This window comes from Paenibacillus aceris (genome assembly GCF_017874035.1).
GTDB classification, from domain to species: Bacteria; Bacillota; Bacilli; order Paenibacillales; family NBRC-103111; genus Paenibacillus_E; species Paenibacillus_E aceris.
This window is the reverse complement of record NZ_JAGGKV010000041.1, coordinates 1-18,015: the sequence shown is the minus strand read 5'-3', so window position 1 is coordinate 18,015 and position 18,015 is coordinate 1. Positions and strand designations below refer to the sequence as shown.

Here is an 18,015-nt window from a genome sequence, read left to right as displayed (position 1 = left end):
CCTTTGTCGATATTATGATGTGTTTATTAGACCAGCTTAAGAAGGAAGCAGCCCCTAGATATTAGGAAAGAAAAAGTATAGTCATTACCTAAGGGAGGTTTGTATGGAAGATCCAATCATAAAGAAACCTACTCCCGGCACGATCGAGAAACCAAATATTAAGAAAGCTGCACCAGGCACTATCGACAAACCAAAGATTCCCACCATACAAAAACCAACTCCAAGCCCTTTACCGGGAAAACCTCTTATTTTCAGCAATACCTATGACGCGGAAGAGATTGCGAAGCTCCCACATACAACATCGGAATTGACTTACGACCGTTCATCTGGAGATAAGCTAGCACATAACGCAATGAAATGGTTTGATGGCGCCCCCAAACCTACACCTGGGAATGTTGTTGTTCCTTATATATACGGGCGTTCGGCATTTGAGGATATCGCCGATGCGTTGAGCTGCGCAACTTCACCAGAACATCGCATTTATCTCATTGGCTGGTGGGTTCTGCCTGATACAGCGATGAAAAACCCGGTAAACGGTAACCCGCCTGCAAATTCTCAACTCAAAGACTACTTGAAGAATACCAAAGCTCAAGTTCGTGGACTATTCTGGGATACATTCTTGAAAGGCCAATCCGGCGATAATAAAGAGATTACCAACTATATTAATAGTTTGCCGAATGGTGCTGCACTGGAAGATAACCGTTTAGTTGCAGGGAAGTTGCCAGATCGGGGGCCGAATATTCATCATCAGAAACTGCTAGTTGTCAGCGGAGATGCTGGGCTCGTCGCTTTTTTAGGCGGAATGGACATTAATTACAGCCGACTGGGAGATTCTCCACTACATGACGTGCACGTTCGGTTGAATGGACCTTCTGCTGCTGCTGCTCTCAGCAATTTTCGCGATCGATGGTTGGATCATCCCGCTACAGCAGCATTGGATCAAAACAGATTTCAGTTGTCACGAGATGCGGTCAAACAAGATTTCGACCGAATCATTTCCAATCGAAAATCGGATGTCAAACCTTCCTGTACTGTGCCCGGTGGCAAAGTAAATGTTGATAGAAGGATGTTAGTTTCAATCGGGCGGACATTTCCGAACTTGAACAAATTCAATTCCGGAGATCGATATCAGTTTCCAAACCCGGATCAGTCTGCATGGCAGCTTATTAAGAACGGTATTGAGAATGCGAAAGAGTATATTTATGTGGAGGATCAATATTTAGTAAGCCGTCGCGTGAGAGATTTACTTGTGAAAAAGTTGAGGGAGGAACAGTTCAAATTCCTCCTCATCTTAATGAATAACTCGATAGACTTTGAAGCGGGCAGTCCACCAGAATTTCCTTTTCTGATCGGAACACGCAACGAGATCCGTACCGATTTGTCTGCAGTCGATCCCAAGCGACAGAAGTGGCGCATGTTCAGTCTGAAAAACCCTCCCGATTCTGCCCGGAAGGGCTGGTGCGGGAGCTATGTGCACTCCAAGACTTGGATCTTCGATGATGAATACGTCGTTGTAGGCTCTGCAAATTGTGACGATCGCGGCTACTCGTATGATACGGAGATCGTGGCAGGAATAACAGAAGAGCCCATAAGTAGAGTTTTAGGAGGGAGGTTTGCACGCGACTTGCGAATATCGCTATGGCGCAAACACCTCGGTATCCCTCATGTCTACCTCCAAAAATTCAGTACGGGCCTTGCCTACTGGCAAAACCCGCCTCCATCTGCGATGATCTTTGATAACTCTGACCTTGAAGACAGCCCATTGTTTAATGGGGCGAAGGAACTTACGCGGGACAATAAGAACGCTAACTATGTTTGGACTCACTTATCTGATCCTGATGCAGACAAGCTTTAAATCGACATTAATCAAATCTGTTAAGAAGTTGGTTTAGATCATCTTTTCCAGTTGCTTTAGTCGGATAACATTGGAAGCGGGTAAAGGAATTTTGGCTACAAATGGTAAACTTAAAAGTGATTCTCAATCGATAGTGGATCATGTTTTGCAACAGACCCCTGAAAACAGTCCATGGATATCTACTACAAGAAGTTTGGTAGTTGCACAGACAGACTATAATAAATCAGGATATGGAGTTGTTGCTATTGACCTAGATAAGGTTAAGACTGAATGGGTTGATGCTGCAGCCATAGAACCTACTGGGCGAGAGGTCTGAAGAGCCGGTGGAAAGATCGGAGAAGCCGGTCTTCATGATCCATCCTGCCCAAGCAACGGGCAAGAAAAACCGAATTGTCCACTGGCTCAAACCCATTAAAGACATGTACAAAGATTACGGTATTGAATTGCATCCTTGTTATGAATGGGTATCCCGCTGCTCCTGTAAATTTTGCATATTCTCGACAAAAAGCGAGATGCAAAAAACTTCTAAACTGTTCCCTTGTTGGTTGACAAATAAGTTTTGAAGTGACAAATAAAGTCTTGAAGTAACAAACAAAGTCTTGAAGTAACAAATAATGTTTTGAAGTAAACTAGTAAGCGTTCACCCAACCAACTGGGCGAACGCTTATTACATTTTGTGTATTTAATGAGCTTGTTAGTTATTAGTTAAGCCTACGGGAGGGGGGAGGGATTAAACTAACGGGCAGCTTAGTATGTTAAAATGAGGTAAAAAACTTTGATTGTATGGAGGACAGGGGGGGAAATTTTGAGCGTCTGGAGAAGAAAAGCCACGGAGTTGTTTGATATTCGTTTTGGTACTATTTTTCATGAAACAATTTATGATGTATTTCAGACTCTCTCAGATATGGTAAAAGAAGCTCATCATCGTGGTGATGTAGAGCAACTAAAGAAAATATATGAATATGCTGAATGGTGTTCAAATCAAAGAGCCGAAGATTTATGGAATGCAGCAGGGGTATTCTTTTATGAACATTTAGTTGATGTGACAAAATTACTTACCAAGCAATTCCTTATTGGATTAAGCCAGGAATATTTCGCGAATTAAAGGTCTTCTCAGGTGGAGAATTGAAGATGATTCAGCTTATCGAGAATTAGTTGATAGTTTTAATAAGGCCAATGCAACAAATATGGAATTAAACTAACGAAAGAAGCGATAGTTCAATCACTACATTAAGGCAGCCGGCGATTAGGTTAAGAGATAGACATTTGTGTAATGTAGGCACATTTGTGTCATTAGACATAAATTAAAGGAAGTTGCTACATGTCGGTTGACAAGAACATTGTCCGAATGAAGTCCGCTTAAACCGCGGGCTTTTTTAGTTATCGGATCAAGTTCTTGTCATATGTCAATGACAAGAACTTGATCCGATTCCCGATTCGTGACAAGAACATTGTCCTATTGCCGACAAGCAATAGTCTGACCTGTAACTTGCTAAACTAAGGGGCAGAATAGTTCCAATATGTGGTATTATTATTTTAGTTCTGAACACATAAAATGGGGTGATTAGCTGTGAATAGGTATGGTTTTTACTTGTTCAGTTCTGCAGTATGTATCGTTCTTCCCTTGGTATTTTTAATTTATGGTTATTGGGATGCATCTCAACCAAAGGTGGGTCCTGTTGGGGATGGTAATCAGAATCCGACCTTCTTACAAATATTTCCCCTAATTTGCACACTGGTTACTGGCGTCATTAATACACCATTTGCTATTTACCAATATAGAAAACATAAACAATCCAAGTGAACTTAAAAATAGCCAGTAAAACAGGGAGCAGCTGCTCCCTGTTTTATTGAACTAAAGGCTGGCATGCGCGATAAAATAACTCCGAAGACCATAATTCCTATGATTCTGTTGCCGAATTAAAAATAATAGGCAGATGAATGAAAGCAACTGACCTATGCCTCCTTTATGTGGTAAAATATACCTGTTCGAAGAAACGGGGGATCTTGGATTAAAGGGGAGCATGGCATTTATTCATCGGAACGAATGGTGTCGATGCGATATTTGCGATGTTATATGAAGGCTGCGACATGGATGATTTATTCAATATGAAAAGCATTTTACCCGGGGCCCCTTTATATATTTACTTATAACTTTGTTGGCTTTGTTGAATGCTTGGGTAAGTGTTGTCGGTTTTGCTTTTCTCATAGTCCTGTACTTCTTGTCTGCTACGCTTTGAATTAGGAAAGAGAAGAGGAATCCTTCAATATAAAAATGAAATATGAAGGAGTGATTGACGGATGACGCAGCAGGAAGAGATCATCAGAACCGTTAATGAATTATTTATTTTCACGGATGAGCGGAACTGGGAAGCGGTCCGGCGTTGCTTGGCGCCAGAGGTTTTGCTCGATATGAGTTCCATGGGAGCCGGAGAGCCGTCGGTTCTAAGCGGCCAACAAATAGCAGCGGGCTGGGAGGAAGGCTTGAGGAAACTTCAAGCGATCCATCATCAGGTCGGCAACTATTTAGTGGACATCTTGGGGAACGAAGCTGACGTATTTTGCTATGGAACTGCCAGTCACTATTATCCGAACCCTACAGGTCAAAATGTGAGGACATTTGTGGGGACCTATAATATTCACTTGATGAAATCGGATGCCGGCTGGAGCATCGATAAGTTTCGCTTCAATCTTAAGTATATAGACGGTAATAAGGACTTATAATTTCAATAAAACGAAAGAGTTCCGCTAGATGCAGGAGCTCTTTCGTTTTACCACAGCATAAAGTTTAAGTTCATTAAAGCGATGAGTAGCAGGGATTTTGATCGTTAGGTGTCCAAAACCAATACTTGCCTATCCGGCGACATAAACATGGGCTATGTCGTGTACTTGGTTCTTCTGCAGCCAAAAAGACGTAACGCACATAATCACTTAAATTCTTGGCAAACTGCGATGTACACCAAGCTTTAGCTACAGATGAATGGTTTTGTACATATGGGGCTACGCAATAAATATAAATTAATAATAAATAAAGATAATAAATAAATTTGTGTCATTAGACAACAACCGAAAAATCTAACGACACAAATGCTCCTACATAAATCTTGTTTAATAAGCCCGTAGTAATGGGCTTTTCTTTTCTTTATGTAGGAACTTTCATGTCGCAGCTTCACGACACAAAAGTTCCTACATTATGCTCAAACGACACAAATGTCAGGACATAATAGTAAACAGAAATATTGCAACTGGGGTGGCCGGCGTTAAACTATTGAATATGCACAAAATCAAGTTGACTGTACCACTAATGACATGCTTTATAATGACGTCATTATCCAAAAGGAGTTGATCATATGGTCATATTGACCTTTTGTTACAAACGAGATATCCCGTTCGATGAAAATTATTATTTTAATTCGCATCTCCCCAATCTGTCAAGGAAAACTGTTCTTGAAATGGGGGCATCCAAGTACGAAGTGAAAAAAGTCTTATCTTCACCGGATGGCTCCCCTGTTCCATATTCATTTATATTCAATCTGTATTTTGAGTCAAATGCTGCTCTAGAAACATTTATCAGTGACCCTAGAATCAAAGCTTTGCAAGATGATGTATCTAACTATTACATCGGACAGCAAGATATATTTATCGAAGAAATCGTCACATCGTTCACAAGTAACGACTGAGCTAACGAAGAACTATAGTTCAATCACGACACGACGGCAGCCGGCCAGAAACGATCGGCTGCCGTCGTTGCGCTAACGGGCAGATTAGTGTAGTGGAATAAACCAATAAATGGTAATGTGTATTTAGACAATAAATCATGAGGAGTTAATAAAATGGGGAAAGTTAGTGCAGTAATAAAAGATTCATATTTTAAGCAGCCCTCTTGGTTATCAAATGTTGAATACAGGGAAACTAATTATCTTTCAAGAGCTTCTACACCAGAAGATGCCGTTCTATTTTTTACGTTGCTATGCGGGTATAACAACATAGATGTGGATAGAGAGCCTACTGAGGTATTAAATGAGTTGATAGCCATTGATGAAGTAGCAATAAGTGGTGGCATAGCCTTTGAGGATGAAGAAAAAGCGATTCTTCCGAGTTGTTGCTGTGGGCTCGAGAATTGGAGAGAAGTACTTGAAGCGGTCTTAAGTAAAAAAGATGTATGGCTTGGTCATGATCCATTCCCGACTTTGGAATACATAAATGATTCGGTAAGAGTTTGGTCTGACGATTATTCTGGCACGATGAGAAAAGATTTATCGCAGCAAGAATTACAGAAAATGTATTATATAGAATACAACCGAAATGACTTAATTAATAAACTAGATGCTATCGAGACGGATTTGTTGGAGTTTTTTAAGTATTCGTTTGAAAAGGTATTCTGTAAGGTCGATGATGATCAAAAAGAAATGTTATTTTTGAAATACTGTAAGTGGTTCAATCTGGTGGTAAGTTAAGTTCGCCGCTCAGTCTGACTGAACTAACGGATACGATAGCTCAATCACAACATAGAGGCAGCCGGCACAGATCAAGAGGCTGCCTTTTCCCCGTTAACGGGGAGGATAGTTTAATGGTGACTTATTTACAACTACAACGTTCCACTGGTAATATTAAACAAATGCGTTGATGTGAAGAGTAAATAAGGCTTACTTTTACAGAGAGTACCGGGAGCTGAAAAGGAGTACAGGACACCTTATTGAATCAAGTCACTGAGCATCACATCGGAACCAGAGCTTGCTCTAGGGATGGTGTGACAGGAGCTCCTGTTACAGAGCTAGAGTATAAGCATGTAGTGCATGTTGTACTCGATAAGGCTAATCTGAAGACGGATTAGTGAACTGGGGTGGCACCACGACGAATCTCGTCCCCAAGACATTGTTCTTGGAGGTGGGATTCTTTTTGTTTCTTTGAACAGCTAACGAACCATATTTCTTTCAAACAGAGTGAATTTTTAGTCTGGAGAGGAGTTAGAGATGCGATGATAAAAGCTTATTGGAGGTACTTCTTATATATCTTAAATCACAAAATAAACGTTTTGGTTGAATGTTGGATAGAAGGCTTGTATATCCAGGGAGTTATTCATGATTGTTCAAAATTTTTACCATCGGAGTTCTTCCCCTATGCAAAGAAATTTTATTCCGGTAAACCTTTGGACTTGGATGAGGAACTCAATTGGAAATATGCTTGGCTTCATCATCAGCGCACGAATAAGCACCATTGGGAGTATTGGGTTATTAACCCCAACACAAAGGAGGCATTGGCTATGCCAAAGAAATATGTAATTGAAATGGTTTGCGACTGGAGGTCATTTTCAAGGAAATGGGGAAGAAAAGTAAAGGAGACTACTTTGAATCTTACAGATCAAATAGTAGTTCATCCAGAAACGAAAAGGGAGCTTGACCTGATGACAAGCTCCTCATCGAACGGATAAAATTTTGAACTAACGCGGAACGATAGCTAAATAAAGGACTCTATACAGACAAAGAAGGAGCTGCTACGGCGCTCCTATTATATTTTTGTGCATTATATCAAACCAGGTCCTAGGGAGATGGTATTTGTATTAACTAAGAGCATTTTACGCAATAATGCAAATCTAAAACTAAGCTTCCTGTAGCGTTTGCTTCTGGTGTTACTCCTGGAAGACTTTCAATAGTAATGGTTCTCAAATCTTCAAAGAAAATAGTTTCCGATCGACCAGGTGTAACAACAACGGGTGTTACTGTGAGACCTGCGGTATATACAACATTTAGGACAGAAGAAGTACTAGTATTAACAACAGTAAATGAACCATTTACAACTAGTCCAGTTGTATTAGTAAAGTAAGTTAGCGGAGGACTCGGAGTAGGTTGAAAAATGGGATTACATTGTTGAAGGTTGACAATTTGCCTGGACACGTTATTACAAAAATTAAAGACGGCAGAACTTGAAGAATTTCCACACATTATCATCCCTCCTTTTTCCCTTTATAGTATGTGAGCTTGTATAAGTTTTAACTAGTTGGAATTCCCATTTATTAAAAAATGGATGTTTGTTATGGTCAATTCGGCTAAATTCCTCATACACGTAATAGGGGGGATGATTTTATGGAAAAGAAGTGCAAGAGAAAACGAACCATAGAATGTAATCGTCAATCCAAAACGAGAAAACGGGTAAAAAAATGCGACCGGCATTCAAGGACAAGAAAAAGATTATTAAAAAAACTTATTTTTATACACAGATGTGTTCCCATTAACCAAAAATGTGATTCTGCAATACAAACGTATTTTTGTGTTTCGTCGGATTCCTGTGTAAAAAATCCCACGGGAACCATCACAATAATTAACACTAGTAAGTCCTGTACAATGCAAATTACAATAACCAAATCTTCCAGTGATCATGAAGAAGTTGAAGTTGGTCCGAATTCATCGTTTACCGCAATATTCAATGATCTAAAATCTGTAAAAATCTTATGTAAAGGTCAATCCAATAAAGATATTGATTGTACTGGTACTATGGAGTTGGATCTTCATTACACTTTATGTTCATAAATAGCCGAAAGAGCAGCTTCAGTTTTTCTCTTTGATGTGCTCACCAAACAGCGTATTTAGTTCAATCAAAAACAGGAAGCAGATTACCACGGCAGCTGCTCCTTGTTTTCATTCAAGTAACGGGCAGTTTAATGGAGCAACAGTGGCTCAACTGTGATGGACCTAGATACTGCACAATTTATTATCTTATTGTCATTGGCATGTTAGTTTACGACTATTGAAATAAGGATATTGATGCAAGTGGAAAAAGTCGTATTAACTACTTTCGCTTTTATGATAAGTACAAGGATACTATGAATAAACCCTTTTACCTTGGCTATTTATGTCACTTAATTTCGGATGTAGTTTGGCTGGAACTATTTTTAAAAATTGTGGGATTCGCATCTGCTCAGCAATTGAAGGAGAAAGCACTAGTCGCTTATCGTGACTTTGAAAGACTAAACGGAAGAATTATAAAACAATATTCTCTGAAACTTCATCAGCATGTACTGCCTACCGTGAACATTGACGGGTATAACAGCGAATACTTACCTGCCTTACTAGATTTGTTGAGAAAGGACTTTACAATTGATGAAGTCCTTATAAATGAAGCGCTGGAGCTGTTTAACAACAATAACTTTGAAATCATTGACTATATTAACAGGTCGGTTGACGAGAGTATGGTGTTTTTGTCTAATATGCGATTAAGCTAACTGGGAACATTAGTTTAATTTGAACACCGCGGCAGCAGGCTCTAAGGAGCGGCTGCTTTTTCGTTAAATTAAAGATAATTGAAAAAATAGCAGCGGCCACAACTATTCATTTCAGTCAAGGCTGCTGCTATTTTTTAGTAACCTATTCCGCCTTACTTCCGCGGCGGCAAAGGCAAATTTTTATTATGGAATAAAGTTCTTGTCAATACCAAATGACAAGAACTTTATTCCATTCCCGATTTATAATAAGAACTTTATCTCATTCACTACGGAGGGTAGAAAGGACTAAATTTCAAATGGTTAATGCTACGGGGGAACAATAGTTGAAACGCCGAATGGTGTGACGCGCCGTAACCCTTCACTGTGCGACGAGCAAATTAGTTAAGTTAAAGTAACTAAGTAACAATAATATCACTACTTTTTGGAACACCGGATATGGTGTATTCTAAAATCGATGATAAATGAAGGAGGCTATCCTATGCAGTATAATAACTTGTCAAAAACAAGTCTTAAAGTTTCCAAGTTAAGTCTTGGAACCATGATGTTCGGAGGGCAAACAAGCGAAGCTGATAGTCTTAAAATCATGGATTACTCATTTGAGCATGGCATTAATTTTTTTGATACTGCAAACTCGTATAATCAGGGTGAAAGCGAAAAGATCGTCGGCAAAGGTCTCAAAGGGAGGCGTGATGAGATTATTCTTGCGACAAAGGTACGCGGTCCTATGGGTAAAAACCCTAATAACGCGGGATTAAGTCGCCGAAATATTCTATCTGCTGTTGATGCTAGCTTAATGAGATTGGATACTGACTATATCGACATCTACTATATGCATGCGCCTGACAACGATACAACCATCGAAGAATCACTTGAAACGATGTCTACTTTGGTAAAAGCGGGGAAAATTCGATATATTGGTGTCAGCAACTATGCCGCTTGGCAAGTCGCTGATATGTTGTCTATCTGCGATAAACGCAATTATATCGCACCCATAATCACTCAGAATGTCTATAACCCTATTACCCGCGGCATAGAAACAGAACTCGTTCCTTTTTTAAAAGCGCATGACGTGGGCATGGTCATCTATAACCCTATTGCCGGGGGGTTACTGGCCGGTAAACATAAGCCGGGTCAGCCTGCGGATAATACTCGATTTGCCAATAATGAAACATACTTTAACAGGTACTGGTCAGATGAGAATTTTGCCGCAGTAGACAAGCTTACTCAAATTGCTGCGGAATGTGGATTGAGTATCCTGCAACTCGCGATGAAGTGGTGCGCCGCGCAAGAATCCGTGACGAGTATCATTTCTGGAGTAAGCCGATTAGCCCAAATCGAGCAGAATATTGCGTCGATTGAGGGGCAAACGCTGGATGCCGAGACTCTGTTGAAGTGCGAAGACGTATGGCGTTCATTAGCAGGAACACGTTTCGGATACAACCGATAAGTAACCCGAATTTTAATATTACTGAAAGAATAAGGCGGGATCGGATGATCACGCCTTATTTCTATTCTCGTTGGGCCGATCGCCTCTGAATATCGCTTCAACTAATATCTAGTGCCGATAAATATGATCTTCTGATATGATATCCGACGATTCAGCTGCCATTTGCTCACCTAACGGGCAGCATAGCTTAATTATAAGTGTTTTTTACAACCTAGGGACTAGCGATAGATGGTAAACTAATCGTAGTAACCTTCGTACCTAAGGGAAAAAAGATTAAGTTTTCAAAAGGAGTGCAGTACAACGTATAAATCATTCCAAAACAAAACCTATGAGCAGGTACAAAAGTTGAGTTCACCTCGTTACAAACACCTTATACCCGATGGCGAAGGAATGCTCAGTGGCTTTATTTTTAATGATGAAGAGGTAATCCTTTCTTCACAAATAAGAAAAGCCTTAAGAAAGGTAACGCAAGATAATCTAGATAGAAAAATAGCAATAGGATACAATTTCACTTCTGAATCCAGAGAACTTTTACATGAGAACGGATATTTGATTATATCACTTAGAGACTTTACATGGACTGATGAAAGATATAAAGCAATAAAAGGCGGTAGTAGATAAATTAGACCGATGCTTTAACGGGTAACTTATGTTCAATTAACTACAAATGAGGCTACCGCGATGGTAGCCTCATTAAACTATCGGGCAGTTTACTTCAATCCGCAAGTTTTATTTAGAATAATTTGATAAATGATCGGAAGTGACTAATGAACATTCGTCTGTTGAATGACTCTGATGCCCAAGTGTATAGAGAAGTAAGGTTGCGTGCATTGAAAAATGACCCTGATGCATTTGGATCAACGTATGAGCAAGAAGAAACTAAACCACTGGGGCACATTATAGAAAGGATACACCATACAAAAGATCAATTTACATTGGGATGTTTTGACGACAGTAACACATTAGTTGGCATTGTCAATTTTTCACGTGAAAACAGGCTTAAGACGGCACATAAAGGAAACATTTACGGTATGTACGTAGAGCCTCAATTTCGAGGACGGGGGGTAGGTAAAGCCCTTCTATTAGCCTTGATTGAAAGAGCAACAAAAGAATGTGAAGGGTTGGAACAGATTCATTTGACGGTTGTGTCTAATAACAAATCAGCAAAACGCTTATATGTCTCGCTAGGGTTTGAAGTTTACGGTATAGAACCACATGCATTAAAGTTTGATGAACAGTATTTCGATGAAGACTTAATGATTTTAAGATTGCGACTTTTAAACTAAAGGATAACGATAGTAGAGTGGACTTCCTTTTTTAAGAAAAAAAGAACCCGACGGCAAGATTCTCACAGGCTCTTTGTAATAATATTATTTTGTTTGTTGTCATCTCAACACTGCAATGTTCTCTAATGCTCTTCCTGTCCCAATAGCAACACAATTCAGAGCATCTTCTGCAACAAATACAGGAGTTCGAATCTCAGCTTGTAGGTATTCAGCCAATCTCGCAAGCAATGCGCAACCTCCTGTTAAAACAACACCCCGTTCAATGATATCTCCCGATAATTCCGGAGGGCATTGCTCGAGCGTTCGTTTAACAATGTCGCTAATTTGTTTAATGATATCCGCTAAAGCCTCGTGTATCTCATGAGATTTTACAGCTAAAGACTTCGGTAACCCCGAAACAATATCTCTTCCCCTAATATTGAATGTGGTTTCTTCCTCTGGAACCAAGGCACAGCCTAAGTTGATTTTTAATTTTTCAGCAGTCCGCTCGCCGATTAATAAATTGTATTTTTTCTTGATGTAACTTTCGATGATTCTGTCCATTTCATCCCCGCCGACTTTCAAGGTTTCGCTTATCACAATAGCACCCAATGAGATAATCGCAACTTCTGTAGTCCCACCTCCAATATCTACAATCATACTACCCACAGGTTCTGATACCGGGAGATTAGCTCCAATCGCCGCCGCAAAAGGCTCCTCAATAATATAGACTTCTTTCGCCCCCGCTTGTTTTGCTGCATTCTTGTACGCTCTGATTTGAACAGAGGTAACGCATGTGGGTGCACAGACAACGACTCTGGGTTTACTAGAAAAATACCGACTTTTTTTAGATTTATCAATAAAGTATTTCATCATCTTAACCGTGGTCTCGTAATCAGCAATTACTCCATCTTTCAGAGGTCTAGATGCAGATATATTCCCGGGAGTTCGTCCGACCATCTCTTTGGCTTCTTCACCTACGGCAACAATGCTTCCATTATCATTGATTGCAATGACGGACGGCTCGTTTAAAATGATTCCTTCTCCCTTCAGATACACCAAAATGTTCGCAGTCCCTAAATCAATCCCCAGATCACGTTGGAACATAAAATGTACCCCCTTCTTGAGTATTTTTATTCATGGTTATATTGTCCAATTTTTACATAAAAAAACCAGTGGAAAAATCCACAGGTATTATTCACAACAATTTACTTTCCCACTTTCATATTGTTCTTTCAAGGAATACATATAAGATTCATCCTTTATCATCGACATTGATTCCGAAGATTGGTTCCTATGGCTTTCTTCGCACCCATTATTATTTTCTCATTCGAATTTACGCTGAAGGATCTGGTTACTTCATAATACGAACGGGCAGGAAAGCGCAATTGTACGGTATTGTTAAAGGATAATGATAATACACGACAAAACGGAACAATAAACGTGAATGTTTTTGGAATATCGAAAATAAAATGTTGGTAAAGCCTGCTGATTGGAGAATGCTGGCATGAAGGAGGGATCCTGTGTTCGGCTTGATCAAAAAAAGGCGCAAGCCTGTTGAAGTGGTGGATGTGACGAGTCGTACGTTGAATTCATTTCGGGGCAAATATTTTTTCGGTCAGACCGACGCGCTCATAATGGAGGGTCAGCAGCAGAACGCTTGGGGTGGACTGTTCAATCCCACAGAATCAGGAGTCATCCTGTTCTTAGACATTTTTACCATCACCAATTTTTCAAGCCAATTCTTTAATGTGGAAATATGGGTTAACCCCAAACTTTCTGGAAAAGGCAATACGTCCTCTCTTGTTCATCCTGCAAATCTCACGTTAAATCCACCCACCCAGCCTAGAGCAAAGCTGCAATATGCTAGCCGAATTAATGAAATTCCTATAGGGGGAGTAAATGTGAGTAACCGAATCGTTCCCCCGAATTCAACGTTTTTGAGCGATTCTAACAAAGGCGGAATCATATTGCCACCTGGTGGGTCTTTTGCTATTTTCTTGAAATCTCCAGGCCCATTTATATATGAGTCTAGAATCGTATTCAGATGGTGGGAGGAAAAAAATGCAGTTGGAGGTCAGCAATGAGCTTTCAACACAGAAAAAGAGCAGAGCAGCCTGTAGAGGTCATCAATATGACCGAATCAGTTTATCAAACCCGGCTTGGAAATTATTTTCTCGGACAGACGGGGTTGTTAACTTTTGGAGAACGTAATCACGCTTGGGGAGGATTATTCAATCCGAGTGATTCTAGTATCCATTTATTATGTGATGTATTTACGGTTACGAATTATTCACCCAATCCATTTACTGTTGAATTTTGGTTGAAAAACAACTCCCTGGGAAAAGGAATAGTCTCTCGGAATGTTGCGTCCGTCAATCAGGCGATTTGTCCCGTTCCGATACCTAAGGTGGAGCTGCGGGATGCGGATCGGCTGAGCGAATCTCCTAAGGATGGTCTATTTTCATTTGTACAAATAGCGGAGCCTAAGTCAACCGTTACACACGATTTACAAGGGTTGATTATCCTGACTCCAGGAAGCTCTATCATCGCTTTTTTACGCTCACAGGAGCGGGGGACTGTTCCGGCGCGAGTAGGCTTCGGCTGGTGGGAGGATCCTGCTCTATTGACTTAAAGGTTTTGACCTTATTGTCGAGGCCCTTTTAGGGTGGAAGACACTGCGAAACCGTAGTTGTCCTAAAAAATGCTGTTGTACGGCAGCATCTCGTTGAGCTAACGGATAACGTTAGCTTAATAAACCACCATTGAAGGCAGCCGACAATTAAACGGCTGCCTCTTCCCCGCTAACGGGCAGGTTAATTCAGTTAATTACTCGCCAAATATTCCTCTAGAAATGGGATCAACCATTACGGTTCTCATCTTACCATTAAGCTTATTTTGTGTTTTTTATTCCTTCCAGCAAGCAATCCCTGACTTAAGTCCAATCAATCACTAAGTATCGAGCGTATGATTATACCGTAATGAAAATTTACTTGAGGGGAATGAGTAAATATGAGTGGTGCAAGTTGTGCAGGTTATGGTATTGGTACTAGCTCAGCAGCTGTTTTGGTTCTTTTCATTCTTTTGGTTATCATCACATCAGCTTTTGTATGGTAATTTCTTAATCCAACATCACAAAGATTATCGAGAAAAACAAAAACGGTCTTATCGCGAAATAGATGCGAATACAGACCGTTTTTGTTTTCTCGTTTAAATGAGGGTGACGAGTGAGTTGGTTGCTGGTTGGCAATATCAATATATGGTCAAGTGGATGGTTCCACACTAGGTCTAATACCCCACTTCGATACCCATTTTGTTACATAGGGCCAAAAATCGTGTCTTTATACCAACATGCAGAGATTACAGTTAACTGAAATACAGCTATTACAGCTACTTTAAATCGAAGAAAGCTTTTCGTTGAAAAGATGGGGAATAGAGATAATTTTCTGAGCTAATCTAACTAAATATGGAAATACCCCCTAAAGACTACCGAGTAATTCGAAATCTTTAGTGATAATTATTCTCAAATGGGGGGGTTATGGTAATTAAATTCTTAAAGGAAAATATTTATGCTTCTTATGGGCTCTTAGTATTACGATTTTATCTTGGTTGGTCATGGTTGCAAGCCGGCTGGGGAAAAATTGCCGGAGGTAATTTTGACTCAAGCGGTTTCTTAAAGGGCGCAATAAAAAATGCATCTGGTGATCATCCTGCCGTTCAATCTTGGTGGGCTGATTTTATTAATCATTTTGCATTACCTAATGCAGGACTTTTTAATGTGCTTGTGCCTTGGGGGGAATTTCTAGTTGGTCTTGGACTGATTTTAGGTATTTTTACCACATTTGCAGTGTTAATGGGACTGGTTATGAATTTTTCTTATATGTTTTCTGGAACAACTAGCACAAACCCACAAATGGTTTTAATGGGAATGTTAATTCTTGCTGCTGGTTTAAATGCTGGAAGAATTGGCGTAGATCGTTGGGTAATTCCAGTGATAAATAAAAAGATACTAAAAAAAGAGGATCAAGAAAACTTTCTTCAAGCCACGTAATTTTAACTGATAACTTAGCTCCAATTTTGTTATCAATTCGGCATTGAGCTAACGGTGAACGATAGCTCAATAAAGGGCTCTATAAAAACGATGAAGGATCTACCGTGGCAGATCCTTTTGACAATAGTGCTAAAGCGGAAGGTAGAATGTCGTCGCTTTGCGTGTGCCATTATGGAATTATGGAATAATGGCCCCTAGACATAAAGCGGGATTCGATATAGCAAAAGTGAAGGGAGGAGGAAATTATAGCATGCCCAATTAGTAGAACCCTTGGAAAAGAAGTAACGAGGCTTCAAACAAAAAGACCGTGGCACAGTTCTTCAACTGTAACCGCCGGTCTTTTGCTGCAAGTTTAGTCCTCTTTCTCGCCTTTGCCGCCCTTGTGCTTGCCGTTGTCGTCGTGATGCTCTTTCTCTTGTTCATGGTCACGCTCAAATGCTTTGGAGCTGCTCTTTATTTGGACTTTCACGTGGCTGTTCTTACTTTGCGTTTCGAACTCTTTTTTGTCCTCGTCGTCGTCGTCATCGTCATCATCGTCGTCATCATCGTTATGGCTCACCGTGATTTGCACTTTCGGCGCTGCTGCTGCTGCCGGAGCACTCGATGGTGCGGCCGGGGCGCTAGCAGGAGCTTCCGGAGTGATCGATGGTGCAGTTGGGGTGCTTACCGGAGTTTCCGGCGCGACGGAAGGTACGGCCGGAGTAACCGATGCTGCGGCAGCCGCAGGCTTCGCTTCAACCTCGATGTTGACGTTCAGCGTGATACCGTCCAGCTCGAACCAGTTGGCGAACGCAGTGCCGATTTGCTGCTGCGCGTTCGGCGACTTCAGATCGATGCCGGCGAGCAGCGTGCGGATCCAGTGCTCCGCGTCGTCATCCTTGAGGAATAAACCGTCGTGGCCTTTTGGCTTCATTTTGATCATCGATGTGCCGTTATTATGGTCGCCTTTATCGTGGATATCCATTTTAAAGCCGTTGCCCTCGATCTCGATATGCAGCGTATCCCATGGTGCTGCGGCATCGGCCGTTGCCGAAGGTGTAACGGCTTGTGTCGGAGCCGGTGATGCAGTCGTTGTCGAAGCGGCCGGTGCTGCCGGAGTTGCGGCAGTAGGAGTTGTCGTTCCCGCCGGTGCCTGGGTGCTGCCCGCTTTGTCCGTCACTGTAATCGTGATCGCTTTGATGTAAGCGGCTTGCTTCTTCCCGTTCAAGATCAGATCGACCTTAAACCCCGTACCGATATCGCTCATTTGCGCTTTGTGGTTGTCAAGGAATACCCATACCGTCTTCGACAGCGGCACTGTTTTATCAGCGCCGTCATTAGTCGTCACCGTTACTTCGCCATGGGCGGCGTCGATCGTTTTCACCGCTCCGGTCACTGTCTGCGACGCTTCGTCGGCATTCGAAACGCCTGCAATCGAGCGAACCCCGAACGTAATCAGGGTTGCGCACAAGAGGCCGATCCCCAACTTTGTCCATTTTTTCATCATTGTACCCTCCGATTTGTTTGATCAGCTGCTGTCTTTGATACCATTCGCGGAGGATTCGGGATTTCCGGGGGGGGGGGAGGAATAAACTAAGCGGGGGAGATACTCGAAAAAACATCTCATGACAATGGAAATATTATAGTACTCAGACATCACAACCCTAACTAGACTCCTTTCAATATGTCAAAGCTTTAGATACAAACCAAAGGACGGTCGATTATTGGGACAGAATCCGCCGAAAAAAACGTTCAGTTGCGCTTCGCGAGAATCGCCCATTGTAACGCCAGTAGTACGTGTTTCTCAGGCGCATGGTTTGTATTCTTGATGAAAGAAGGAATGTAAGGTTGGATGCTGCACGATATTGTTACGGAGGATTGGATGTCCATCAGGAAACGGTGATGGCTTACATCTTAAATGGCCCATTGGATCAAAAACCTAAAAGCCACATTCGAACATTTGGAACCACGACCAAACAATTGCTCGAACTTCAAGATTGGCTTGCCGGAATTTCGTGTACGGAAATTGTCATGGAAAGTGTCCGCAAATAATAAAGTTTTAGACTGTGTTAATTGTAATCTTAGACTGAACGGCATCGCTAAACTAACGGGCAGCATTCCTATTATGTAGAAATACGAGGTTTGAAGCACAAAAAGACTCCTTGGTATGATGTTAAAAGGATCCCAGTTGCTGGCCAG

19 protein-coding genes and 1 other annotated feature are annotated in these 18,015 nt (G+C 41.1%); of the genes, 16 read left to right on the top strand and 3 right to left on the bottom strand.

Features of this window, described 5'->3' with window-relative positions; all coding sequences use genetic code 11:
• Positions 1-103: 103 nt before the first annotated feature.
• The 6 genes from J2Z65_RS34215 to J2Z65_RS34190 all read left to right on the top strand — a co-directional run bounded on the left by J2Z65_RS34215 (position 104) and on the right by J2Z65_RS34190 (position 7,286).
• Positions 104-1,855, top strand: a complete 1,752-nt coding sequence (locus J2Z65_RS34215; RefSeq protein WP_167064867.1) for a phospholipase D family protein — start codon at positions 104-106, stop codon at positions 1,853-1,855.
• A gap of 805 nt (positions 1,856-2,660) precedes the next feature.
• Positions 2,661-2,960: a DUF7674 family protein gene (locus J2Z65_RS34210; protein WP_209856334.1), complete on the top strand. Its 300-nt coding sequence runs from the start codon at positions 2,661-2,663 to the stop codon at positions 2,958-2,960.
• A gap of 1,196 nt (positions 2,961-4,156) precedes the next feature.
• Positions 4,157-4,579 (top strand): nuclear transport factor 2 family protein, encoded by a 423-nt coding sequence (locus tag J2Z65_RS34205; RefSeq protein ID WP_167064860.1) that lies wholly within the window; start codon positions 4,157-4,159, stop codon positions 4,577-4,579.
• 626 nt (positions 4,580-5,205) lie between these two features.
• Positions 5,206-5,535, top strand: coding sequence for an EthD family reductase (locus J2Z65_RS34200; RefSeq protein WP_167064856.1), 330 nt, complete (start codon positions 5,206-5,208; stop codon positions 5,533-5,535).
• Positions 5,536-5,688: 153 nt separating this feature from the next.
• Positions 5,689-6,312, top strand: a complete 624-nt coding sequence (locus tag J2Z65_RS34195; protein ID WP_209856330.1) for a hypothetical protein — start codon at positions 5,689-5,691, stop codon at positions 6,310-6,312.
• A gap of 157 nt (positions 6,313-6,469) precedes the next feature.
• Positions 6,470-6,727 (top strand) — a binding site (T-box leader).
• Between the two features lie 106 nt (positions 6,728-6,833).
• The gene (locus J2Z65_RS34190) at positions 6,834-7,286 is read left to right on the top strand and encodes a DUF5662 family protein (protein ID WP_167064849.1); all 453 of its coding nucleotides are present in this window, start codon (positions 6,834-6,836) and stop codon (positions 7,284-7,286) included.
• Positions 7,287-7,419: 133 nt separating this feature from the next.
• Here J2Z65_RS34190 and J2Z65_RS36265 read toward each other — a convergent pair whose 3' ends face one another.
• Complete coding sequence (locus J2Z65_RS36265) at positions 7,420-7,797, bottom strand: S-Ena type endospore appendage (RefSeq protein WP_167064845.1); 378 nt, start codon at positions 7,795-7,797, stop codon at positions 7,420-7,422.
• Positions 7,798-7,938: 141 nt separating this feature from the next.
• Here J2Z65_RS36265 and J2Z65_RS36260 point away from each other — a divergent pair, with 141 nt between their 5' ends.
• The 5 genes from J2Z65_RS36260 (at position 7,939) to J2Z65_RS34165 (ending at position 11,807) form a co-directional block, all read left to right on the top strand.
• On the top strand, positions 7,939-8,382 hold the full coding sequence (locus J2Z65_RS36260) for an S-Ena type endospore appendage (protein WP_420850862.1): 444 nt from the start codon (positions 7,939-7,941) through the stop codon (positions 8,380-8,382).
• 293 nt (positions 8,383-8,675) lie between these two features.
• Positions 8,676-9,074, top strand: a complete 399-nt coding sequence (locus J2Z65_RS34180; protein ID WP_167064842.1) for a hypothetical protein — start codon at positions 8,676-8,678, stop codon at positions 9,072-9,074.
• A gap of 478 nt (positions 9,075-9,552) precedes the next feature.
• Positions 9,553-10,521: an aldo/keto reductase gene (locus tag J2Z65_RS34175; RefSeq protein ID WP_167064838.1), complete on the top strand. Its 969-nt coding sequence runs from the start codon at positions 9,553-9,555 to the stop codon at positions 10,519-10,521.
• Positions 10,522-10,866: 345 nt separating this feature from the next.
• Positions 10,867-11,142, top strand: a complete 276-nt coding sequence (locus J2Z65_RS34170; RefSeq protein WP_167064834.1) for a hypothetical protein — start codon at positions 10,867-10,869, stop codon at positions 11,140-11,142.
• 146 nt (positions 11,143-11,288) lie between these two features.
• Positions 11,289-11,807 carry a GNAT family N-acetyltransferase gene (locus tag J2Z65_RS34165; protein WP_167064831.1) on the top strand — a complete coding sequence of 173 codons (519 nt, stop codon included), beginning with the start codon at positions 11,289-11,291 and terminating at the stop codon, positions 11,805-11,807.
• A gap of 99 nt (positions 11,808-11,906) precedes the next feature.
• Here the strand turns inward: J2Z65_RS34165 and mreB are convergent, their stop codons facing one another.
• Entirely contained in the window at positions 11,907-12,893 is a 987-nt protein-coding gene (gene mreB, locus J2Z65_RS34160) for a rod shape-determining protein (protein WP_167064828.1), read from the bottom strand.
• A gap of 416 nt (positions 12,894-13,309) precedes the next feature.
• Between mreB and J2Z65_RS34155 the strand changes: the two genes are divergently transcribed.
• The 4 genes from J2Z65_RS34155 (at position 13,310) to J2Z65_RS34145 (ending at position 15,837) form a co-directional block, all read left to right on the top strand.
• Entirely contained in the window at positions 13,310-13,873 is a 564-nt protein-coding gene (locus J2Z65_RS34155; RefSeq protein ID WP_193581083.1) for a DUF6143 family protein, read from the top strand.
• Positions 13,870-14,421, top strand: a complete 552-nt coding sequence (locus J2Z65_RS34150) for a DUF6143 family protein (RefSeq protein ID WP_167064825.1) — start codon at positions 13,870-13,872, stop codon at positions 14,419-14,421. The genes J2Z65_RS34155 and J2Z65_RS34150 overlap by 4 nt, the downstream gene beginning before the upstream one ends.
• Positions 14,422-14,798: 377 nt before the next feature.
• Entirely contained in the window at positions 14,799-14,903 is a 105-nt protein-coding gene (locus J2Z65_RS35575) for a YjcZ family sporulation protein (RefSeq protein WP_240159935.1), read from the top strand.
• Between the two features lie 421 nt (positions 14,904-15,324).
• Entirely contained in the window at positions 15,325-15,837 is a 513-nt protein-coding gene (locus J2Z65_RS34145) for a DoxX family protein (protein WP_209856328.1), read from the top strand.
• A gap of 352 nt (positions 15,838-16,189) precedes the next feature.
• Here the strand turns inward: J2Z65_RS34145 and J2Z65_RS34140 are convergent, their stop codons facing one another.
• Positions 16,190-17,323, bottom strand: a complete 1,134-nt coding sequence (locus J2Z65_RS34140; protein WP_209856324.1) for a hypothetical protein — start codon at positions 17,321-17,323, stop codon at positions 16,190-16,192.
• Between the two features lie 341 nt (positions 17,324-17,664).
• On the opposite strand from J2Z65_RS34140, the gene J2Z65_RS34135 reads away from it, so the two are divergent.
• Positions 17,665-17,868 carry a hypothetical protein gene (locus tag J2Z65_RS34135; protein ID WP_167064819.1) on the top strand — a complete coding sequence of 68 codons (204 nt, stop codon included), beginning with the start codon at positions 17,665-17,667 and terminating at the stop codon, positions 17,866-17,868.
• Positions 17,869-18,015 lie beyond the last annotated feature (147 nt).